Annotated in this window: 14 protein-coding genes; 10 read left to right on the forward strand and 4 right to left on the reverse strand. The window is 61.4% G+C overall.

Features of this window, described 5'->3' with window-relative positions:
* Positions 1 to 6: 6 nt before the first annotated feature.
* A complete protein-coding gene (locus CIB54_RS17950) occupies positions 7 to 285 on the reverse strand; it encodes a hypothetical protein (RefSeq protein WP_057722127.1) in 279 nt (92 codons plus the stop codon).
* A gap of 313 nt (positions 286 to 598) precedes the next feature.
* Here CIB54_RS17950 and CIB54_RS17955 point away from each other — a divergent pair, with 313 nt between their 5' ends.
* The gene (locus CIB54_RS17955) at positions 599 to 2668 is read left to right on the forward strand and encodes an EAL domain-containing protein (RefSeq protein WP_101220515.1); all 2070 of its coding nucleotides are present in this window, start codon (positions 599 to 601) and stop codon (positions 2666 to 2668) included.
* 83 nt (positions 2669 to 2751) lie between these two features.
* Here the strand turns inward: CIB54_RS17955 and CIB54_RS17960 are convergent, their stop codons facing one another.
* The 3 genes from CIB54_RS17960 to CIB54_RS17970 are packed head-to-tail and all read right to left on the reverse strand — an operon-like array spanning position 2752 to position 6035.
* Complete coding sequence (locus tag CIB54_RS17960) at positions 2752 to 3594, reverse strand: metal-dependent hydrolase (protein WP_101220516.1); 843 nt, start codon at positions 3592 to 3594, stop codon at positions 2752 to 2754.
* A gap of 15 nt (positions 3595 to 3609) precedes the next feature.
* A complete protein-coding gene (locus tag CIB54_RS17965) occupies positions 3610 to 4500 on the reverse strand; it encodes an SDR family NAD(P)-dependent oxidoreductase (RefSeq protein ID WP_101220517.1) in 891 nt (296 codons plus the stop codon).
* Positions 4497 to 6035 carry a flavin-containing monooxygenase gene (locus CIB54_RS17970; protein WP_101220518.1) on the reverse strand — a complete coding sequence of 513 codons (1539 nt, stop codon included), beginning with the start codon at positions 6033 to 6035 and terminating at the stop codon, positions 4497 to 4499. The genes CIB54_RS17965 and CIB54_RS17970 overlap by 4 nt, the downstream gene beginning before the upstream one ends.
* Positions 6036 to 6304: 269 nt before the next feature.
* On the opposite strand from CIB54_RS17970, the gene CIB54_RS17975 reads away from it, so the two are divergent.
* The 9 genes from CIB54_RS17975 to CIB54_RS18020 all read left to right on the forward strand — a co-directional run bounded on the left by CIB54_RS17975 (position 6305) and on the right by CIB54_RS18020 (position 18126).
* Positions 6305 to 7303, forward strand: coding sequence for an alpha/beta fold hydrolase (locus CIB54_RS17975; protein ID WP_101220519.1), 999 nt, complete (start codon positions 6305 to 6307; stop codon positions 7301 to 7303).
* Between the two features lie 300 nt (positions 7304 to 7603).
* Entirely contained in the window at positions 7604 to 8884 is a 1281-nt protein-coding gene (locus tag CIB54_RS17980; protein ID WP_101220520.1) for an alkane 1-monooxygenase, read from the forward strand.
* 123 nt (positions 8885 to 9007) lie between these two features.
* Positions 9008 to 9511, forward strand: coding sequence for an alkane oxidation protein activator PraA (gene praA / locus CIB54_RS17985; protein WP_420094161.1), 504 nt, complete (start codon positions 9008 to 9010; stop codon positions 9509 to 9511).
* 118 nt (positions 9512 to 9629) lie between these two features.
* Positions 9630 to 10133: an alkane oxidation protein activator PraB gene (praB, locus tag CIB54_RS17995; RefSeq protein ID WP_198557199.1), complete on the forward strand. Its 504-nt coding sequence runs from the start codon at positions 9630 to 9632 to the stop codon at positions 10131 to 10133.
* A 126-nt stretch (positions 10134 to 10259) separates the two neighbouring features.
* The gene (locus CIB54_RS18000; RefSeq protein ID WP_101220522.1) at positions 10260 to 11669 is read left to right on the forward strand and encodes an outer membrane protein transport protein; all 1410 of its coding nucleotides are present in this window, start codon (positions 10260 to 10262) and stop codon (positions 11667 to 11669) included.
* A 232-nt stretch (positions 11670 to 11901) separates the two neighbouring features.
* Complete coding sequence (locus tag CIB54_RS18005; RefSeq protein ID WP_101220523.1) at positions 11902 to 14427, forward strand: acyl-CoA dehydrogenase; 2526 nt, start codon at positions 11902 to 11904, stop codon at positions 14425 to 14427.
* Between the two features lie 152 nt (positions 14428 to 14579).
* Positions 14580 to 15923 carry a 3-oxoacyl-ACP reductase gene (locus CIB54_RS18010; protein ID WP_101220524.1) on the forward strand — a complete coding sequence of 448 codons (1344 nt, stop codon included), beginning with the start codon at positions 14580 to 14582 and terminating at the stop codon, positions 15921 to 15923.
* A gap of 3 nt (positions 15924 to 15926) precedes the next feature.
* Entirely contained in the window at positions 15927 to 16835 is a 909-nt protein-coding gene (locus CIB54_RS18015; protein WP_101220525.1) for a MaoC/PaaZ C-terminal domain-containing protein, read from the forward strand.
* Positions 16828 to 18126 (forward strand): acetyl-CoA C-acetyltransferase, encoded by a 1299-nt coding sequence (locus tag CIB54_RS18020; protein ID WP_101220526.1) that lies wholly within the window; start codon positions 16828 to 16830, stop codon positions 18124 to 18126. The genes CIB54_RS18015 and CIB54_RS18020 overlap by 8 nt, the downstream gene beginning before the upstream one ends.
* The last annotated feature ends 24 nt before the right edge of the window (positions 18127 to 18150 follow it).

Below are 18150 nucleotides of genomic sequence, written 5' to 3' on the forward strand. Positions count from 1 at the left end.
GGCCCCTCAGTGAGAGGGATGGGTGTCGACGTCGGGCGCGTGCCCACCGACGTGACGCCGAGCGCGCTTACGCGACCTGCGCTGGATCCAGCGTTGCACCGGTGCCAATAAAAAGAACATCAGGTAGGCGACGAGCACCAACGCCAGGTCTATCCAGGTTTCCGCGACGGGCCCGGTAAACAGTTCGATGACATTCTTGATAACAAATAACAGCACCACACTGCACAACCACAACAGGATGGTGACGAACAGGGGACGCATGGTGCTGGACTGCTTATCGTGCATGGTAAAGCTCTCTCCTTTGTGCCTGCTTTCATCCAGGCCATATTCCCTGAGTAGACACCCGGTGTTATCCAGGTTTTACATCCTTCAACACTCGGAAAGGCGGGGATGATACCGACTCAGGCAGGATTAGGGAGCGGAATACATCAGAAAGTTCGATTTTTTATGTGGGTATTTTCCGATGTCTCCGAGTTTTTCGCCGAAAGCGCCAGTGGCGATGGCAAAAAGCTTTCGCTCCGAGCATCAGGGCGTGTAGCGTTGACGCGTATTCCGGCGCTGATCTCCAGAACCCGTGAATACGGGCAGAGGGCGGCTCATGGCGCAAACGCTGTTCAAACTATTCCTGACCCAGCGCTTGGCGGCCCTGGCCAGTATCGAGTCGTTGCGTGCGATTCGGGAGGGCTTGTTGTGGATCCTGCCCTGCCTGCTGGTCTCCGCCGGTTTCCTTATCCTGTCCGAGTGCGCCAGGATGCTCGGGTTCAGCCCTCAGACCGTCAGCTTCCTGGCGGGTCTGCATGACCGCATCAGCTCGGTCATCCCGCTGCTCGTCGCAGCCTCCATCGGTTATATGTTAGCCATTCAGCACCGCTTGCCACAGCTGCCGATCGCTTTTTTGTGCCTGACCCATGTGGTGGTGGCCACGTTTCTCTTGCGTGACTACCCTCGGGCTTCAGCCACCTTTCTGCTGTTCATTGCCATCGCTTCGCCGCTGATCAATGTGCCTGCCGTTGCCTGGCTGCACCGTTTTCGTTGGACACGCCTGGTCCATGAAGACCTGATCGGACACAACCTCAAAGGCACGATCAACATGGTGTTGCCCGGCGTGATCAGCGCGTTGGCACTGGTGGTGGTGCTGTCGTTGCTGCTGCAGATCCCCTACGTGGCGCAGCTGCAGGGGCCGCAGGTGCTCAATGCGTTACAGGCGCCCTACGGCAGCGGGTTGTTCGTGACCTTGATGAACTCGCTGTTGTGGTTTTTTGGCATTCACGGCGTGTACGCCCTGCAGCCGCTGTTCGATGTGCTGGATCAGGCCGTGACGCTCAACGGTGCGGCGCTGGCTGCGGGCGAGCCGGTCCGCTACCTGCTCAACAGTGGCCTGTTGGGCAGCTTCGCGTTTATCGGCGGGTCGGGCAGCGCATTGTGCCTGCTCCTGGCAATCCTGCTGTTTTCCAGGAGCCGGTCCATGCGGTTGCTGGCGATGGCCAGCTTGCCGCTCTCGTTATTCAATGTCAGCGAAGTGCTGTTGTTCGGTTTGCCGATCATCCTCAACCCGCGGTTGTTCATCCCGTTTCTGCTGGTGCCGGCGTTGAATGGGATGGCGGCGTTGGCAGTGGTGCAACTGGGCTGGGTGTCACCCGCAGTGGCCAGCGTGCCGTTTACCGCGCCGGTGTTGCTCAATGCTTACCTCAGCACCCATGGCGATATCGCTGCCGTGGTGCTGCAGGTGGTGCTGCTGGGCCTGGGCACGCTGGTGTATGCGCCTTATGTACGGGCGATTCATCGCCAGGCCAGTGAGGGCGGCACGGTGTACCTCAAGTCACTGGACATGACCTTTCGCGGCCTTGAGGAGAAAGGCCGGTTGCTGGAGTTCGACCCGATCCTGGCGTCCCATCGCACCCTGGCCCGCCAGGCGGTTGAGTTGAGCCGCATCCAGCAGATCAGCGATTACGATTTCTATCTTGAATTTCAGCCACAAGTCTCCACCCGCACCGGCCTGTGCACCGGCTGCGAAGCCTTGATGCGGGCCCGGGACGCTCATGGCACGGTGCATTCGCCCTGGGAGTTCCTGCAATGGCTGGCGCAGGCGCGGTTGATGCCGGACGTGGACGTGTGGGTGGCGTCCCAGGCCGTGCGCCAACATCAAAAGTGGAAGAAGGCCGGGTTTGAATTGCCCATCACCATTAATGTGTCCAGCTTCACGCTCAAGGACGCGGCCTATGGTGATCGCCTGGTGGAGATCCTCGCCCAGGCCCACGGCTGGGTGTCGGTGGAGATCACTGAAGATGCGCTGGTCAGCGATATCCAGGCCACCCGTCAGACCATTGGCAAACTGCAGGCGTTGGGGGCCAAGGTGTATATCGATGATTTTGGCACCGGATTTTCGGCGTTGAGCTACCTGCACCAGTTTCCGGTCGATTTCATCAAGATCGATCGCAGCTTCGTGGTCGCCCAGCACGATCCCAAGGGCGCGCAGGTGCTGACGGGCATGCTGCGTTTCTGCGAGGCATTGAACCTGGGCGTGGTGGTGGAAGGGGTCGAGACCGCCGAGCAATTGGCGTTCCTGAATACGGGCGCCGAGTTGTTTATTCAGGGATGGTATTTCAGCAGGGCGTTGCCGGGGGATGAGATGCCGCAGTTTGTGCGTGAGCGGGCCGCGTTGGCTTGATCAAGCGGGCAAGGCGGCCCCGGTGTGAGTGTGGAAGCGGGTGGGCTCCCACATTTTCAGGCCGCCTAGGCCGCCTAGGCCGCCTAGGCGGCCTCGTAGGCTCGATTGGTCTGTTCAATCTCCTCGACCAGCCCATCTATCCCCTGCAGCCGGGCGCGATTGTCATGATCCCAGGGATGAAATCCGGGTTTGAAATAATGCAGCCAGGGCCGCAGCATGCGTGGAAACACGCCCTTGGGGCCGTACAGAAACTTGAGCATGCGCCAGAACCCCTTCAGATGCCCACCCGACTTGCGGTCGGCAATCAGCAGGCGCACGTGGAAGTCGAACACCACCAGCCAAAAAAGCACCGTGGTAAACAGCATGGTGCCGGTGCGCAACAGGTAGCGCCCGGGCCCAGGCTTGATCACCGTGTTCCACACATCGTAGGCCACTGCCTTATGTTCGGTTTCTTCCAGGGCGTGCCAATACCACATCTGCCGGTAGCCTTTGAGTGAATCGCCAAAGCGCGACGGGTCGCTCAGCAGGATCTCCGCGAGCATCGCGGTGTAGTGCTCAAGGGCGATGGTCACCGCCAGATTGAATGACGGTGGCAGGTGTTTCTTCTGCAGGTCCAGGAAGAATTTCAGGCGCCGGTCGAGGCGGTGCGCAGGCAGGCCCGCTGCTTGCAGCAGCTCGTTGTAGGCCACGTGTTCGCGGCTGTGCATGGCCTCCTGGCCGATGAAGCCCTGGATTTCCTTCTTCAGATCCGGATCGTCGATGCGGGTGCGGTAATGGCGCACGCTGTCCATGAAAAACAGCTCGCCCTGGGGAAACAGCAGCGACAGGGCATTGAAAAAGTGCGTTACGAACGGGCCTTGCTCATGCCAGTTGGTGATGCGCCCGGCGGGCAGGGCGAAGCGGATATCACGGCGAATCGGCAACATGGGGCGTACTCCTGTTCAGAGGCGAGGCTCGTCGTTGGTTTCAAACTCGGGCGTGCGTGGCTTGGGGGCCATGCGCTTGCTGGCAAACACCACCAGCGCTTGATAAGCCGCCGGCAGGCAACGGGCGAGCAGGTCGAGGAAATAGGCATCGCGGCCGATCAGAACGCGGCGCCTGTTTTTGCGCACACCTTGCAGGATCACCTTGGCGGCCTGATCGGCGTCGGTGATAAACAGCTTTTCGAAATCGGTGCGCGCCTGTTGTTCGCTGTGGATCAGAAAGCCGGTCATGTTCGCGTCGATACGGCTGCTGCGGCAGATATCAGTGCGAATACCGCCGGGATGCACGCAGGTGGCGGAGACGCCGCAGCGTTGCAGGTCCAGCTCCTGGCGCAGCGCTTCGGTAAAGCCGCGTACCGCGAACTTGCTGGCGTTGTAGCCGCTCATGCCAGGCTGGGCGAACAGGCCGAACACGCTCGAGGTGTTGACGATATGCCCGTCGCCACTGGCCTTCAGGTAAGGCAGGAACGCCTTGGTGCCATGCACCACTCCCCAGAAATTGATGCCGACGATCCACTCCAGGTCGGCATAGTCCACGCCTTCCACGGTGCTCGACAGCGCCACGCCGGCATTGTTGAAGACCAGGTTGACCTGGCCGTGCTCGGCCGCACAACGCGCCGCCCACTCCAGCATGGCTTGGCGGTCTGCTACATCCAGTACCTGGAGGGTGACGGTCACCGGTGACAGGGTCGAAGCCCTGATCAAGTCCAGGGTGCGCTCCAGCCCCTGGCTGTTCTTGTCGGCCAGGGCCAGGTGGCAACCTTCCCGTGCCAGGGCCAGGGCCAATGCGCGGCCCATGCCAGAGGCCGCTCCCGTGATCGCCGCCACGCGGCCGTTGAATGACTTCATGACAGGCTGCCTTCTGTGGCGCAATGAGGGGTTGGCTCCGGACGCGGCACCGATGCAACCGGCGCCCGGCTGACCAGGTAGTCCTTGAGCGCAAAATGCCGGGTGATCTGCTTGAAGCGCCACGTCGAGGCGGGCCACAGCGTGGTGTTCCTGCCCGTGCGCGGGTCGAGGTACCAGCTGCGGCACCCGCCGGTGTTCCAGATGGTGCGCTTGAGCTTGCCTTGCAAGTGCTCGTTGTAGGCCTGCTCCACGGCGGGGTTGACCTCCACCATGGTGATGCGCTGTCGCTGCATCTGTTGCAACGCGTCAAGGATGTACGTGACCTGGGCCTCGATCATCAGGATCATCGAGTTGTGCCCCAGGCCGGTGTTAGGCCCGACGATCAGGAACAGGTTGGGATAGCCCGGCACCGTGGTGCCTTTGTAGGCGTGGGCGCCGTCATGCCAGGTGTCCATCAGGTCGACGCCGTTGCGCCCGATGATGCAGTCACGGGGCAGAGGATCGGCGGCCTGGAACCCGGTGCCGAAGATCAGGCAATCGGCGGGGTGCTTGATGCCGTCGGCGGTGATCACGCCATCGGCTTCGATGCGCAGCACGTTATCGGTCACCACCGCGACGTTACTGCGTGACAACGCCGGGTAGTAGTCGTTGGAGATCAACACACGCTTGCAGCCAATGGTGTAGTCCGGTGTCAGGACTTTGCGCAGGGAAGGGCGGGCCACCTGTTTGCGCAGGTGGCGCAGGGCGATTTTCTGCACCATCTTCATCAAACGCGGGTGCAGGGCAAAGCCCACCACGCGGCCTTCGAGCGCCCAATAAAAGGCGCCGCGCACCAGCCTCTGGGTAAACGGCAGATGCTTGAACAGCCAGCGTTCGACACCTGAGACAGGTCGGTCGGGTTTGGGCATGATCCAGGGCGGTGTGCGCTGGAACAGGTCCAGGTGCGCGACGTGCGGCGCAATCTGCGGCACGAACTGAATGGCGCTGGCGCCGGTACCGATCACCGCCACGCGCTTGCCCTTCAGGCTGTAGTCATGGTCCCACAGCTGCGAATGGAAACGCTTGCCCTTGAAACTGTCCAGCCCGGGGATGTCCGGCAGTGCCGGGCGCGACAGCCCGCCCATGCCCGACACCAGCACGCGCGCGCTGACCTGGCGGCCATCGCTGAACGTCAGTCGCCAGCGCTGTTGCTGATCATCGAACACCGCCCGCTGCAAGCCCATGCCGAAGCGCAGGTACGGCGCCAGCTCGAAACGCTGCGCGCAGTGCTCCAGGTAAGCGCGAATCTCCGCCTGGGGAGCAAATTGGCGCGTCCAGTCCGGGTTGGGTGCGAAGGAAAACGAATACACGTGGGACTGCACATCACAGGCACAGCCGGGGTAGTGGTTGTCACGCCACGTGCCGCCCAGGCTGTCGGCCTGCTCGGCGACAAAGAAATCGGTGAACCCGGCTCCCTTGAGTTTGATCGCCATGCACAGGCCGGCGAAGCCTGAGCCGATGATCGCGATGTCGACGTTGTCACTGTGGGCATTCATAGGTTGTCCTTTCTGGGCATCGGATGTGCTCCCGTTTTTTTGTTGTGTGTTTTAGATAGAACACCATTGCAAAGAAAAATTGAATTAATTATTTTAAAAAAGATTTTAAATAATCTACCTGAAAATTTCGCCTGCGCCAGGGTCTTGTTCGATACATGCGACTTGTCCGACAGACGCGCATAGAGGTTGGGGCCAAGGTAAGCGCGAAAGTTGAGGCCTCGATCAATCCCGGTCAGGTCGTCAGCAGCAGGGAAGCAGAGGACCGAGCTATGGCTGTCGAGTGGGTTGTCGCTGCGGGTGTGGTGATAGGCGCGAGCGCTGTGTTGTGGGTGTTCAGTGCCTGGATGACACGGCGCATCGAAACGGCTGTTCCGATCAATGGGCGCTTTGTCGAGGTGGATGGCGAGCGCTTTCACTATGTAGAAGAAGGCGAAGGCCCGGCGCTGGTGATGGTCCACGGGCTGATGGGCAGCAGCCGTAACCTGACCTACGCGTTATCCGGTCAGTTACGTGAGCATTTTCGCGTTATCAGCGTGGACCGGCCAGGCTCGGGCTACTCCACTCGGCAGCGTGGCACGGCGGCGGATCTGCCGGCCCAGGCTCGCCAGATTGCCGCCTTCATCAAGACCCTCGACCTGGATAAGCCGCTGGTGCTTGGGCATTCCCTGGGGGGGGCGATTGCCCTGGCCTTGGCCCTTGATCATCCCCACGCAGTATCGGGCTTGATCCTGGTGGCGCCCTTGACCCATCCCCAGCGCATGCTGCCGTTGGTCTTCCTGTCATTGGCGGTGCGCCCTGCCTGGCTGTGTCGCTGGATGTCGCGCACCTTGACGATGCCCGTCGGCCTGTTGACCCAGGGGGCGGTGGTCAAGGGCGTGTTCGCCCCCGATGCCGCCCCGCCGGACTTCGCCACGCGCGGCGGTGGCCTGCTGGGGATGCGGCCCGACAACTTCTACGCAGCGTCCACCGAGATCAACCGGGTCAATGATCACTTGCCGGACATGGTCACGCGCTACCCGCAGCTGACGCTGCCCATCGGCCTTATCTACGGCACGCGTGACAAAGTGCTCGACTTTCAAAAACATGGCCAGGGCCTGGCCAGCAAGGTGTCTGGGCTGAAGCTGCAGGTCGTGGAAGACCGTGGGCACATGCTGCCAATTACCGCCACCGAGCGCGTGGTGGCGTTGGTCGAGCAGGTCGCCAGGCGGGTTCGACCTGTACAGGCCGCCACTGTGTTGCATCCTCCGTTCGCCGTGGCGAGCAAATAATCGTGCCATTTCGTTCGCGGTTCCAGCGCGTCAACGCTTGCCCTAGACACCTGGCCAACGGTCTGAAAAAGAGACTGCTCGGTCACGGAAAAAAGGCCTGGATAAACTAGTTGACGACCTAACGATTCCGCGCTATTTATTTAAAAAAATTATTTCAATGTCCAATTTGAAACAGTTTTTGAAATGCCTAAGAGCGAATAAAATAATGAAAAGAACGCCTTTTATCGCATGGTCGATTTCTCGCAGCGCTCAGCGCTGCGTCACTGCCTTTTCTGCCTTCGGATGCACTCGGAGGTTGCCATGAACCCCGCTCTGACTGTTCCAGGCGTGTGGGCCGACGGCAAGCGGTACCTGTGGTGGCTGGGCATCATGCCGCTGGCGACCCCCTTGCTCTCGGGTGCCTTGGCGATCGGCACCGGTATCCAGCAACTGTGGTGGGTCGGTGTACTGGTCATCTTCGGCTTGATCCCCTTGATCGACGGCCTGCTGGGTGAGGATGTCAGCAACCCGCCCGAGTCTGCCGTCAGCCATCTCGAATCCCAACGCTATTACCGTTGGATCGTCTACACCGGCGTGCTGTTTGTGATCGCCTCGGTGGTCATCACCGGTTGGCTCGCCGCCGGCGGCATTGACTGGATCATTCGCGGCGGGCTTGTGCAGGCAACCGCCACGCTGGATCCTTCCAACTGGCTGGCAAAAACCGCCGCCTTCATGACCGCGCGCACCGAGTTGCACGGTCAAGTCAGTGGGTTCACGTATCTGGGCATGGCGATGTCCACCGGGGCTGCCACCGGTATTGCGATCAACACCGCCCATGAGCTGGGCCACAAGCCCAAGCCTCTGGAAGTGTTCCTGGCCAAGGTAACCCTGGCGCCGACCTTCTACGGCCACTTCTACACCGAACACAACCGGGGCCACCACGTGCGCGTCGCCACACCGGAAGATCCGGCCAGCTCGCGCCTGGGTGAAAGCTTCTGGGCTTTCCTGCCGCGTTCGGTGTGGTTCAGCGCACGCTCGGCATGGAACCTGGAGCGTGAACGCCTGCGCAAACTCGGGCTGCCGGCCTGGCACTGGAAGAACGCCGTGCTCAGCGCCTGGATGTACAGCGTGCTGCTCTGGGGCGCAATGATTGCCTGGCTGGGGGCGGCAGTGATCCCGTTTTTGATTATCCAGGGCATCTACGGTTTCTCACTGTTAGAAGTGGTCAATTACGTCGAGCACTACGGCCTCAAACGGCAGAAGTTGCCCAACGGTCGTTATGAACGGTGTTCGCCGCGTCACTCCTGGAACAGCAACCGGATTGTGACGAATATCTTTTTGTTCCAGTTACAACGGCATTCCGATCACCATGCCAATCCAACCCGTAGTTATCAGTCGCTGCGCCACTTTGATGAATCACCGCAACTTCCTTACGGCTACGCCAGTATGATTGTCTGGGCGTATGTGCCTTACTTGTGGCGCCGACGGATGGACCATCGTGTATTGAATCATTATGCCGGCGATATAACCCTGGCCAATCTTCAGCCGTCACAGCGCGTGAAGTATCTGGCTAAGTACAGTGGCGACGCCAAGCCGTTTTAATTTGAAATAGAAAACGCTTTTTCGAGTGTGTTTCGATAAGGATTTCTACGTCGATTATTTGTTAGCTTATTTGCAAGACGGTTGTTTACCCAACGAAAATAAATTCAAGGGAAGGGCGTAAACATGCAAGTAATTCGTGTCACTATCAAGTTCACCGTTAATGTCGTTTTGGCCGCGCTGGGCCTGATCGCCTGTCACCAGGCACAGGCCGCCCGTATCGAACCAGCCGGTAGTGCATTTACCGCCCAGGGCCCAATCAGTTTTTCCAAGGGCGCGTTGATCAGTGCCGACTGCACCATCAAGGTCGCGGGCAAGGTGGCGGCCGATGGGACGTCGGTCAATATCGACAAGGTGACATTCGACGGCGGGCTCAAGTGCAGTCGGGTCGAAGCTATTAATTTGCCATGGCTCTTGATTGCGAAGGATACAAAAAGCGGCGCGATGTCGAAGATCAGCGTGGATGTGCATGCCTTCGGCCTGGGCGGCAAGTGCGGTCCTTCTACCGCAGTAGGTACGTGGGATAACGCCACCGGCAAGTTGGAGGCTGCCAATGTACCGATTGGTGATGACTGCACGATTAAAACGGTGTCGATCAAGATGCCGCCTGGTTTCAAAGTGGTTGAATAAGTTTGTCGGACTTAATTGAATTTGGCAGGGGTGCGAAGTTCTGCAGTTTCATCGTGACTTCGTGTTCATGGCCATTATCCCAGGCGAAATAACTCGCCATTATATGTGAGGCAAAATAATGAAAAGCTTGAAAACCCTCGTTTGTGCAACTTCGTTCGCCCTGAGCCTTGGTGCAGTGTCGATGGCCAACGCTGCCACTATCGCGCCTGCCGGCACGGCGTTCTCTACATCGGGTTCGATCACCGTAACTTCGCCCGCGTCGTTGAACTTCCCAGTGACTTGCAACATCGCCTTCACTGGTTCCGTCGCGGCTGATGGCTCGAGCGCTTCGATCACCGGCGCAACGGTCAACGGTTCCAACTCGCTGTGTGGCGTACCCAAGTTGTTGGGCCTGCCGTGGACATTGAATGTGGCAAGCGGTGGCCCTGATGCCTTCAACGGTACGGTGTCGGGCGTGAATTTCCAGATTCTCAACAATTGCTCCGCTTCGCCTGTGACCATCAATGTCGGCTTCAACAACTCCACCAACCAGCTGAAGGTGCCAAGCACACAAACCGTCGGCTCCTGCAAAATTACTGCTCTGACCGCTACACCAAGCCCGGCCTTTACCGTTACCCCATAAATGCCGTGAGCGTTTGACGTGATGATCACACGTTAAAACACGCCAGTGTCTCGCAAGGGGCACTGGCTGCGGGAGGCCAGGTCGGGACAACCGATCTCGGAGGATAAGAACAATAAGGAGTGGAGCATGAATAATAAGAAGCATCAGACACGTACGTTGTTGAGCCTGGCAATTCTCGGCGGCCTGATCACGGCAACGGGACCCGCACATGCCGGTGGGTTCACCACGCCGACCTTCGGCGCTCCCGGATGGGGACGTGCCTTCGGGGGTGGCTCACTGTTCCAGAATGATCCTTCCGCGGCCTACAATAACCCGGCCGGCATGGCTTTCATCGATCATACAATTTCTCAATTTACCGTCGATTACGCGCGCATCAACGTTAAATACAAAGGCACGGCCACGGACTATGCAGGCAACGCGCCTGCGGCGGTCGACCCTACGGATTTGAGTTCCACGCCGCGCACCGGCGATGGTGGGCAAGGGGGCTTTACCGCCTGGTTGCCAACCGGCTTCATGGTGGTACCGATCAACGACCGTTTTGCGTTCGGGCTGAGTCAGGTGGTGCCGATGGGTGCGCGCACCACCTGGGATGAAGACTGGATCGGTCGCGACTTTGCCGTTGATACGCGCATTGAAACGGTAGGTGTCACAGGCTCGCTGTCGTTCAAGGTCAATGACCAGTTTTCGGTAGGTGCCGGCGCCATCGTCCAGCACACCAAAGGCTTTGTAAGCCAGAATCTGGACTTGTATTCCGCCGCAGCCTTGTCGCCGGAAATCGGTATCCCGTTCCCTTCCGGCGTCGGCTCCTCGCTGATGCGGGTCAAGGTGGACAACACCTCGGTCGGCTGGTTTGCCGGGGTGGTCTGGAAGCCTACCGAATTCGATACCCTGGGCCTGAATTACCACGCGAAAATCAAAAATAAACTCGAAGGCAAGTACAGCCTGTATGCCGACGAGGCGAACAAGTCACTTATCGAAGGCGGCTTGCCGGCGCTGGCTTATCCGGGGTTGGACCTTAACGTCAACGGCGCCAAGGCTTCCACCCAATTGGACGTTCCCGCCAACGCCTCCGTCGACTGGGTCCACCAGTTCAATGATCGCCTCACGCTGGGCGCCAGCGTCACCTGGACTCAATGGTCGTCGTTCAAGGCACTGACATTGAAGTCCGAGGGCACGCAGCTCGTGTCGATTCCCTATAACTACAAGGACGCCTGGATGGTGTCACTGGGTGGCGACTACAAATTTACCGACGACTTCACGTTCCGCGCCGGTGTCGCCACCGACCAGACGCCGACCCGCAACTCTACGCGTGACCCGCGTATCCCAGACGGGGATCGGGTGTTCGCCTCCCTGGGCTTTGGCTACAACATCCGCGCGGTTCCCGGTTTGAGCATCGACGGCGCGTACTCGCGGCAATTCGTCGAGAAGGCCAAGCTCAGGACGCACAACCAGGATCGCCTGGGTGGCGCAACCCTTGACGGTAAAGCCGACGCCAAGGGTGAAGTGGTCAGCCTTTCAGCGACTTACGCGTTCTGAACCGTTGATGGCGCGCGACCTGTGCTGACAGGTCGCGCAGGCGTGCCGATGCAACCCGTTAATGACTTGACAGGCTGACCCGCTCGGCCCGTTATTTTTTCGCCAAAGAATTAAATAAAAATTTCAAAACAAAATTTGAATTTGTCTTTGCGAGTTTGTAGTGTGGCGCTAAGCCGTCGCTCAATCCGAGCGGCCGCAGGTGCCGCACCCTGAATCAAGTAGAGGTATCCCCATGGTTATCTGGTTATTGGTGGGTTTCGCCGCAGCGATTGCCCTGGCGTATCGACAAGCCTGCGCCCCCCACTGGCTGGGTGCTGGCCTGGTCTGGTTGGCGGCCGGTTATCTGTTCAACGTGGTGGCCGCATTCGGCGTCACCGTCGCGGCGGTGCTGGTGCTGCTCCCGGCTGTGGTGCTGGCGATCAAACCCCTGCGCCGTGTGCTGTTGACCAGCAAGGCCCTGGTGCTGTTTCGTACGATCATGCCGGCGATGTCCGATACCGAACGTGCGGCCATCGAGTCCGGCACGGTGTGGTGGGACGCCGAGCTGTTCAGCGGCAAGCCTGACTGGCAGCGCCTGCTGCAAGCCGCGCCGGCCAGCCTGAGTGCCGAAGAGCAGGCGTTCCTCGACAACGAAGTAGAAACCCTGTGCGACATCGCCAATGACTGGGAAACCACGCAGGTGTGGCAGGACATGTCCCCCGAGGGCTGGCAGTACACCAAGGACGCGGGCTTTCTCGGCATGATCATTCCCAAGCAGTACGGCGGCAAGGGCTTCTCCCACTATGCGCACTCCCAGGTGGTGATGAAATTGTCGACCCGCTGCTCGGCGGCGGCCATTTCGGTGATGGTGCCCAACTCCCTGGGCCCCGCCGAACTGTTGCTGCATTACGGCACCGACGCCCAGCGCAACTACTACCTGCCGCGTCTGGCGCGGGGCGAGGACATCCCGTGCTTTGCGCTGACCAGCCCGTATGCCGGCTCCGACGCCGGGGCAATTCCCGATGTGGGCATCGTGTGCAAAGGCCTGCACGAAGGTGAGCAAGTGCTGGGGTTCAAGGTGACCTGGGACAAGCGCTACATCACCCTCGGCCCGATTGCCACGGTGCTGGGCCTGGCGTTCCGTGCCGAAGACCCGGACGGCCTGCTCGGTGCCGCCGGTTCTCTGGGCATTACCTGCGCGTTGATTCCCACCTCCCATCCGGGTGTGAACAGCGGTCGTCGCCATTGGCCGTTGAACGCGGTATTCCAGAACGGACCGACCACCGGCAAGGACGTGTTCATTCCGCTGGAGTGGGTGATCGGCGGCCGCGAACAAGTCGGCAACGGCTGGCGCATGCTGATGGAATGCCTGGCGGCGGGCAGGGCGATTTCGCTGCCGTCGGCCAATGTCGGCCTGGGCAAAGTCGCGGTGCGTGGCACCACCGCCTACGCGGCGATGCGTAAGCAGTTCGGCCTGCCCATCGGCAAGTTCGAAGGGGTGCAGGCGCCCTTGGCGCGCATGGCCGGGCACCTGTATGCCTGTGACGCGGTGCGCAAGGTGTCGGTGGCGTCCCTGGATGCCGGTGAGAAACCTTCGGTGATCTCGGCCATTGCCAAATACCACGTCACCGAGCGTGCACGCATGATCGTCAACGATGGCATGGACATCGTCGCCGGCAAGGGCATCTGCATGGGGCCCAACAACTTCCTGGCCCGTGCCTATCAGCAAAGCCCGATCGCCATCACCGTGGAAGGCGCCAACATCATGACCCGCTGCCTGATCATCTACGGCCAGGGCCTGATCCGCTGCCATCCCTATGTGTTCCGCGAGATGGAAGCGGCGCGCCACCCGGATCGGCGCAAGGCACTGGAGGCGTTCGACAGCGCGATGTTCGGCCATGTGAGTTTTGTCCTGGCCAACACCGTGCGTGCGGCGGTGCATGCGCTGACCGGTGGCCGGTTGCTGTCTGCCCCGGCCAAGACCTACCCTGCGCTGGCGTCCTACTATCGTCAGGCCAATCGTCTGTCGGTGGTGCTGGCGCTGGTCTCGGACATTTCCATGGGCGTGCTGGGCGGTGCCCTCAAGCGCAAGGAAAGTATCACCGGGCGCCTGGGCGATATTCTTTCGCAGTTATACATCCTGTCCTGCGTGCTCAAGCGCTTCGAGGATGACGGTCGGCCCCAGGCGGACCTGCCGCTGGTGCATTGGGCGGCCCAGGATGCACTGCTGCGCGCCCATGAAGCCTTGGCTGAAGTGCTCGACAATTACCCCTCGAAACTCGCTGCCGCGGTGCTGCGGGGTTTAAGTTTTCCGTTCGGCATTCCCTTGCATAAACCGTCGGATCGCCTGCTGGCCCAGGTCGCCGATGTGGTGCAGACGCCCGGTGAAACCCGCGATCGGCTGCTGGCCAATTCCTACATCCCCCGCCCGGAAATCGACAAGCTGGCCTACGGCGAGCTGGGATTGCGCCTGTTGCCCCAGGTTGAGCTGATCGAGGCACGGCTCAAGCCCGCTATCAAGCAAGGCCTGCTCGAGCCAATGCCGATCTCGACCACGGCGTTTACCGGCTGGCGCGTCAAGGCACGGGCGCAGGACCTGATCAGCGACGACGAAGACGCGTTGCTCGCACGCTACGTGGAATACGCCGACCACGCTATCCAGGTCGACGATTTCCCGCAGGACTTCGGTTTGCTGGAGGCCCTGCAGCAGCGCAAGCAAGCATTGGAGCCCGCCGCCAAGCGACGTGCCAGCCAGAGTGAAAATGCTTCGGTCAATTAACCCAAACGCGGTCCCAATGTGGGAGGGGGCTTGCCCCCGATGGCGGCTACAAGGTGCATCTGGGTGGGCAGACACACCGCTATCCGGGGCAAGCTCCCTTCCACAGGTGACCGGGTTTCCAAGGCAGGATTGTGTTGTGAATGGATCTATCTATGAGTGACAGCTACCTTTCTTTCGTCAACTCTCCCTGGGGCCGTCGCCTGGCCCAGGCCGTCGGCTTGCCGCAACCCTTGCCCCTGCAACGCCACCGCAGCGGCCAGCAGGGTCTGGCCAACCCGGTGATCGTCGCCGGGGCAGGGCGACTGGCGGAGCAGGTGCAGCGCATCTTCACTAGCACCGATACCGTCGCCGCCACACCCGCGACCCTCAGGGCGCCGTCCACGGTGAAGGTGCAAGGCGCGGTTTTCGATGCCTGCGGTGTGACCGACCTGCAGCACCTGGATGAGCTCTACCGGTTCTTTCACGCCAATGCCAGGCGCCTGGGCCAACACGCCCGCGTGGTGGTGCTCGGCACTGCCCCCGAACACTGCCGGGACTTGCCCCAGGCCGTCGCCCAGCGCGCGCTCGAAGGTTTGGTGCGCTCGCTGGCCAAGGAGCTGCGCCGGGCAATTACCGTGCAATTGATCTACGTGGCGCCCGGCGCCGAAGACGCGTTGGACAGCAGCCTGCGCTTCTTTCTGTCGCGTCGTTCGGCCTATGTGTCAGGGCAAGTGGTACGCCTGGAACAACCGCTGGACGACGCGCCGAGTGTTAATTGGGATAGGCCGTTCGCCGGCCGGCGCGCCCTGGTGACCGGTGCCTCGCGGGGCATTGGCCTGGCCATTGCCCAAGTGTTGGCGCGCGACGGTGCCCATGTGGTGTGTGTCGACGTGCCCCAGGCCCAGCTGGCGCTGCAACAGGCCGCCGACAGCGTGAACGGCTCGGCGCTGCCCCTGGACATCACCGCGCCGGACGCCGTCGCGTTATTGCAGGCGCATGTCGGCCAATACGGCGCCTTCGATGTGGTGGTTCACAACGCCGGGATTACCCGCGACAAGACCATCGCCAAGATGAGCGACGTTGCCTGGCGCAGTGTGCTGGCGGTCAACCTTGAAGCGCCGTTGCAGCTCAGCCAGGCGCTGCTGGATAACCAGGGCCTGAACCCCGGCGGGCGCATCGTTTGTGTGTCGTCGATTTCCGGGATTGCCGGCAACCTCGGCCAAAGCAACTACGCCACCTCCAAGGCCGGGGTGATCGGCCTGGTGCAGGGCCTGGCACCGCTGGCGGCGGCGCGGCAGGTGACGGTGAATGCCGTGGCGCCAGGGTTTATCGAAACGCAGATGACCGCGAAAATCCCGCTGATGATCCGCGAGGCCGGGCGGCGCATGAATTCCCTGTCCCAGGGCGGGCAACCGATCGACGTGGCCGAGACCATCGCCTGGCTGGCCCATCCCGCCTCGGGCGGAATCAATGGCCAGGTAGTGCGGGTGTGCGGCCAAAGCCTGCTGGGAGCCTGAGCCATGGACTATGTGACGCAGATTATCGACCCGCCGCCCTCGCGCACCCGACTGTTGCTCGACGGGGTGCGCGGCTTGCGCAAGCCCAAGCCCGACGCCGTGCCGCCATTGCCCAGGGAACGCCTGGTACGCCCGGCGGTGGAACTGTCGGGCGCCGCCATTGCCGCCTATGGCCGCGCCTGTGGCTTTCGCCGCGAGCAGGGCGTGCCGCTGTCCTATCCCCATGTGCTGGCGTTTGCGCTGCATTTGATGCTGCTGACCCGCCCCAGCTTTCCGTACCCGGCCAGCGGCATGGTGCACCTGGCCAATCGCATTCGCCAGCATCAACGCTTGCATGAAGGTCAGGCGCTGCGCCTGGAGGTGTATTGCGAACGCTGGGTTGCCCATCCCAAGGGGCAGGCGCTGAGCATCGCCACCCGCGCCTACGCTGAAGAAACCCTGGTGTGGGAAAGCGACAGCCTGTACCTGCGCCGCGAGGTGAAAAATCCCATCGGGGAGTTGTGGGTGGACGCCTTGCCGTTACAGGAAGAGGGCTTGCTGCGCACCCAGCGCTGGGTCTTGCCCGCCGATCTGGGGCGCCGCTTTGCCCAGGTCTCGGGCGACTTCAATCCGATCCATACGTCGGTAATGGGCGCGAAGATTTTCGGCTTTCGCCGCGCCATCGCCCACGGCATGTGGACCCTGGGCCGGGCACTGGCCGCACAGCAGCCACCGGGTGGCCTGGCCCGTGCCGAGGCCCATTGCGATTTCAAGTTGCCGATCTTTCTGCCCGGCCAGGTCGCCCTGTGGAGTCACCCTGTGACCGGTCCGCTGCGCGAGTTCGAAGTGCGCACTGTGGCCGGTGACCAACCGCATATGCGCGGGTTGTTTATGTGGGATCAACCGCCTGGAGTGAGTGCCTTGCATGAGTGAATACAGCTTCAATCCGCCCCCGAGCCGACGCGTGGCGATCATCGGCGGTAACCGCCTGCCGTTTGCCCGTTCCAACACCGTCTATGCCCATGAGACCAATCAGGACTTGCTGGTGGCCGCACTGCAAGGCCTGGTGGACCGCTACAACCTGCACGGCCAGCGCCTGGGTGAGTTTGCCGCCGGTGCGGTGATCAAGCATTCGCGCGATTTCAACCTGGCCCGGGAGTCGCTGCTGTCGACCACATTGTCCGCGCAGACGCCTGCCTACGATGTGCAGCAAGCCTGCGGCACGGGCCTTGAGGCCGCGTTGCTGGTGGCCAATAAAATCGCCCTCGGCCAGATCGAAGTGGGCATCGCGGGGGGCACCGATACCACCTCCGACGCGCCCATCGGCATCAACGAATCCCTGCGCCACACCTTGCTCGCGGCCAATCGGGCCAAGGGCCTGGGCGATAAACTCAAGACCCTGTTGAAGGTGCGTCCGTCGATGTTGTTCAAGCCGCTGCTGCCGCGTAATGGCGAGCCACGCACCGGCCTGTCGATGGGCGAGCACTGCGAAGAAATGGCCAGGCGCTGGCAGATCAAACGCCTGGCCCAGGATGAATTGACCCTCACCAGTCACCAACGCCTGGACGCGGCCTATCAGCGCGGTTTCTTCGACGATCTGATCAGCCCCCATCGGGGCCTTGCACGGGACAACAACCTGCGCGCCGACATCAGCCTGGAAAAGCTCGCCGGCCTGGCGCCGGCCTTCGACCGCCAGAGCGGTACGCTCACCGCCGGCAACTCGACGCCCCTGACCGATGGCGCTTCGGTGGTATTGCTGGCCAGTGAAGCCTGGGCCGCCGCCAATGGCTGGCCGGTGCTGGCCTACCTGCGCACCGGCGAAACCGCGGCGGTGAATTTCGTCGACGGCACCGAAGGCCTGTTGATGGCGCCGGCCTACGCCGTACCGCGCCTGCTCAAGCGCGAAGGCCTGGGCTTTGCCGACTTTGATTTTTTCGAGATCCACGAAGCCTTCGCCGCCCAGGTGCTGTGCACGCTCAAGGCCTGGGAAGACCCGGACTACTGCCGCGAGCGGCTGGGCCTGGACACGCCGCTGGGCACTATCGACCGCAGCAAAATGAACGTCAACGGCGGCTCGCTGGGCTGCGGCCATCCGTTTGCCGCCACCGGCGGGCGGCAACTGGCGGCGCTGGCCAAGGCCATCCATGAGCGCGGTGGCGGTCGTGGGTTGATCTCGATCTGTGCGGCGGGCGGGTTGGGTATTACCGCCATCGTCGAAAAGTAGCCTCATCCACAACAACAATAAGGA

Source organism: Pseudomonas fluorescens (genome assembly GCF_002837185.1).
Taxonomy (GTDB): Bacteria; Pseudomonadota; Gammaproteobacteria; order Pseudomonadales; family Pseudomonadaceae; genus Aquipseudomonas; species Aquipseudomonas fluorescens_AM.